The following is a 4,105-nucleotide window of genomic DNA, read 5'->3' as shown; positions in this document are numbered from 1 at the left end:
TGCACGACCCACCAGTGTTAAGAAGGCGCCCTAAAGGCGCCTTTTTGCTATGTGCAATTCGGGCGGGGGAAAAACCAGCCTGCGTAATCTTCACAGCAAAAAAGATAAATTCGCCAACCACCGCTTAGATACCTCCCCTCACCCACTGTGGTAAAGTTTCCCGACCTGATAATCAATTCACTCGCCACACCAACTCAAAAGCACCGAATTCATTCTAATAATGAGAAAAAAAATCACCAAAAACGACCTGGACCGCTTCGACCTTGCGATCCTCGACATCCTGCAAAGCAATAATCACCTGCCGCATTCGGCCATAGCAGAACAGGTGGGGCTTTCCACACCCTCAATTCAACGGCGCATCAGCCGACTGGAAGAGAAAGGCGTGATTAATAGTCATGTTGCGGTGATCGATCCGGCAACGGTGGGGAATCCGATCACCGCGGTGATTGAATCGCGGCTGGTTGAAGATCGCAGCCTGGTGATGGATCGGGCAAAACGCTATTTTCGCAACGTGGAGGAGATCCAGCAGTGCTACTTCGTTAACGGCGGCGTCTCCTTTATCATCATTATGATTTCCCGCGACTTACAGCACTTCGAACAGCTGGTCAGGCAACATTTTGCCGATAACATGGATATTCTGACCTACCGCACGCTGATCGTACTCGACCCGGTGAAAACTGGCCTGAAAATTCCATTATTCGATCTGGACGACAGGCCATAACGGTCACGATGCCGTTTTCTGCCGGGAAAACAGCGCGCACCCGGCGCAGGCGGCCATCACGCAGGCAATACCAAGGCACTGAATCAGGGTCAGGGTTTCGTGCAGAACCAGCCACCCTGCAATAGCGCTGACCGCCGGAGAGCCGCTCAGCAGCACGCCAAACACCCGTGAAGGCAGCCAGCGCATGGCGTACATATCCAGCAGGAACGGCAACATGCTCGACAGCACCGCCACACTAAAGCCCACCAGCAGGACTTCGGGCGAGAACAGCGCCATCCCGGCCTGAACGGTTCCCGGCGGCACCGCGATGCACGCCGCAATCGTCATGCCAATCGCCACAGAACGCCCGCCACCGCCGGAAACCCGCCGGCCGATAATCACATAAAGCCCCCAAAACATCGCCGCCGCCAGCGAGAACCCGACGCCACGCAGATCGATTTCCCCTTTTACATCCCCGGCGGCCAGCAGCACCATCGCCAGGGCTGAGAGTGCAATCCAGATCAGATCGGACTTTTGCCGCGAAGTGAGCAGCGCGGCCAGCAGCGGCCCCATCACTTCAATAGAAATCGCAATACTCACTGGAATATAAGCAAAGGCGCGGTAAATCAGCAGGTTCATCAGCGCCAGAATAACGCCATAAAGCAATATTGAAGGCCATGAAATATCGCCTTTTTTGATGTTCCAGGGACGAAAGACAGCCAGCAGGACAATGGCTGAGATTCCCAGGCGCAATGCTGCCACCCCGTCGCTGCCCACTAAGGGGAAAAGGGTCTTGGCGAAGGCCGCCCCGGACTGCACGGAAATCATCCCGGCAAAGGCGGCAACAAAAGGCAAATTACGATTGCTCTGCATTGAATCTATTCATAAAAGAGAGGGATAGAGAATTGTAAACCGCAGCGGCGAGTCGTTTTCTCATAAATCAGGTTTAAATGATTTTTATCTTCAAGTTTCCACCGTCCGTGAGGCAAAAACTTACCTGTGCCAACGGAGGCATTATCGTCAGGCTTTGGCCATCCCGGCGTCAACATTGCCGTCTGCCCGCTTAGTACGGCGGCGTCAAATTGCGCTGCTCCGTCAACAGCGCGGCCTGCTGACGAACCTCCTGCCAGATGGCCTCGGCAGCGGGGGTCAGCGAACGATTCTTACGCCGCACCAGCATAATAGTGCGGTTGATTTCCGGCACTAACCTTCTGACCATCAGCGGCCTTCCCTGCGGCAGCGGCAGTGCCAGCGCAGGCAGAATGCTGATGCCAATCCCCGCTTCCACCATTGGGTAAAGCGTGGCCGGATGACCAATTTCCTGCGCGATATCAGCCTGTACCTGCTGCTGGCGCAGCGCTTCATCAATCAGTACCCGGCTTCCGGAGGCGTAATCCTGTAGTACCAGCGTGCGCTGGTTGAGCATATGCCAGTGAATGGTTTGCTGCTGCGCCAGCGGATCGTCCATCCGGCACAGCAGCAGGAAGGGTTCATCGAGAATGGCTTCACACTCCAGATCGTCCGAATGCAGCGGGCCAATAACGATGCCGAAGTCGACTTCGGCATTACGAATGCTTTGCAGCACCCACTGCTGCGGGCGATCGCGCAGCATCACCCGGATTTCGGGATAGTTCAGCTGCCCGGCAGCAAGGCACTGGGGCATCAGATGTGCTGAAATGGTCTGGCTGGCGGCAACGCGCACCGTACCGCTGCGCTGCTGGCCGTAGCTGCGTACATCCAGCAGGGTGTTGTTTAACTCCTCCAGCAGATGTTCCAGCCTGCTGGCGAGCTGCTCTCCGGCCTCCGTCAGCACGACCTCACGCGTTGTGCGGTCAAGCAGACGAATCCCCATCTCCCCTTCCAGCTCTTTAATACTGTGGCTGACCGCTGACTGACTCAGGCCTATCGCCTGCCCTGCCTGGCTGAAGCTGCCCTGTGCGGCAACGGCCACAAACACCCGAAGCTGACGCAACGTGTAATTCATCGATTCTTCTCATATATTCATTTAATAAATCAATTTTATTTCTAAACCTGCCCGTCGCACAATAGCCGCTTGTTTGTATAACAAGGCTTTAACAATGGGTAAATTTCGTCTCGATCCGCTGATGCTGAAACTGATCGCCACCGTCCTGCTGGCTTCTTTCCTCCCTGCACGCGGCCACTTCGTTGATTTTTTTGAATGGCTGACCACTGCCGCAATTGCCCTGCTGTTCTTTATGCACGGTGCCAAACTCTCGAAAGAGAAGATTATTGCCGGCGGCGGCCACTGGCGGCTGCATCTGTGGGTGATGTTCAGCACCTTCGTTATCTTCCCGGCGCTCGGTATGCTGCTGGTCTGGTGGCATCCGCTGCCGCTCAGTACCGAGATCTACACCGGCTTTATGTATCTGTGCATTCTGCCTGCTACCGTACAGTCGTCGATTGCCCTGACCTCGCTGGCTGGCGGTAACGTTGCGGCTGCGGTTTGCAGCGCATCGGCATCCAGTTTGCTGGGAGTATTTGTTTCGCCTCTGCTGGTTGGCCTGCTGATGAATGTGAATAGCGATGCGGCCACCGGTAATTTTGAGCAGATCGGTAAGATTATGCTGCAGCTGCTGGTGCCGTTTGTTGTCGGGCATATTTCCCGCCGCTGGATTGGTGAGTGGGTGGAAAGAAACCGTAAGCTTATCGGCCAGACCGATCAGGCATCGATTCTGCTGGTGGTCTACTCTGCCTTCAGTGAAGCGGTGGTGAACGGTATCTGGACGCGCGTTGGCGTCAGTACTCTGCTGTGGATTGTGGTCGGCAGCCTGGTTCTGCTGTTCCTGATTCTGGCTATCAACCTTGCTGCGGCGCGTCTGTTTGGCTTCAATCGGGCGGATGAAATTACCATTCTGTTCTGCGGCTCGAAGAAGAGTCTGGCGAACGGGGTTCCGATGGCGAATATTCTGTTCCCGTCATCGGCGGTGGGGATTATCGTGCTGCCGTTGATGATTTTCCATCAGGTGCAGTTGATGGTGTGTTCGATGCTGGCCCAGCGTTATAAAAAATCGGGCGAGAAGCTGGCGGCGCAATCGGCAGCAGCGGGTAAGCCGCTGGTGGAGTCACAGAAGTAATCTGGTTGCAGAGCGTTTAGCCTGTGACCTGTCGGAATGCTGAAATAGCCGCTTCATTTTGGAGCGGCTATTTTCTTGGCTGCAATTTTAAGTTACTGAGGTTTAATTTTTTCTGGATGGCTGGCGCATGGTGGGCTGGGGAACAGCCTCTGCGGCTGCCGGGCGGTCCTCACGCCGCTTTGCGGTGCCTTCGGTTTCGGCACCAGTCGATGATACTGACTTTTTTGCTGAATGGCTGGCGCACGGGTGCTGGTGAACAGCCTCTGCGGCTGCCGGGCGGTCCTCGCGCCGCTTTGCGGTGCCTTCGGTT

Annotated in this window: 5 protein-coding genes; 2 read left to right on the top strand and 3 right to left on the bottom strand. The window is 55.5% G+C overall.

Annotated elements, in window-relative coordinates:
- Window positions 1-220: 220 nt before the first annotated feature.
- Window positions 221-721, top strand: coding sequence for an Lrp/AsnC family transcriptional regulator (locus tag IBT46_RS26910; RefSeq protein WP_200548117.1), 501 nt, complete (start codon window positions 221-223; stop codon window positions 719-721).
- A gap of 3 nt (window positions 722-724) precedes the next feature.
- Here the strand turns inward: IBT46_RS26910 and IBT46_RS26905 are convergent, their stop codons facing one another.
- Together IBT46_RS26905 and IBT46_RS26900 are read right to left on the bottom strand one after the other, a co-directional pair.
- On the bottom strand, window positions 725-1,573 hold the full coding sequence (locus IBT46_RS26905) for a DMT family transporter (RefSeq protein ID WP_200548116.1): 849 nt from the start codon (window positions 1,571-1,573) through the stop codon (window positions 725-727).
- A gap of 190 nt (window positions 1,574-1,763) precedes the next feature.
- Window positions 1,764-2,684: a LysR family transcriptional regulator gene (locus tag IBT46_RS26900; RefSeq protein ID WP_200548115.1), complete on the bottom strand. Its 921-nt coding sequence runs from the start codon at window positions 2,682-2,684 to the stop codon at window positions 1,764-1,766.
- Between the two features lie 94 nt (window positions 2,685-2,778).
- Here IBT46_RS26900 and IBT46_RS26895 point away from each other — a divergent pair, with 94 nt between their 5' ends.
- The gene (locus IBT46_RS26895; protein ID WP_200548114.1) at window positions 2,779-3,795 is read left to right on the top strand and encodes a bile acid:sodium symporter family protein; all 1,017 of its coding nucleotides are present in this window, start codon (window positions 2,779-2,781) and stop codon (window positions 3,793-3,795) included.
- A gap of 92 nt (window positions 3,796-3,887) precedes the next feature.
- Here the strand turns inward: IBT46_RS26895 and IBT46_RS27510 are convergent.
- The coding region (locus IBT46_RS27510; protein WP_234480323.1) for a hypothetical protein at window positions 3,888-4,105 on the bottom strand (218 nt) is incomplete at its 5' end.

Origin of the sequence: Erwinia sp. S38 (assembly GCF_016624545.1) — a bacterium.
Taxonomy (GTDB): Bacteria; Pseudomonadota; Gammaproteobacteria; order Enterobacterales; family Enterobacteriaceae; genus Erwinia; species Erwinia coffeiphila.
The sequence above is the reverse complement of the archived record's forward strand: the minus strand, read 5'-3'. Positions and strand labels throughout refer to the sequence as shown.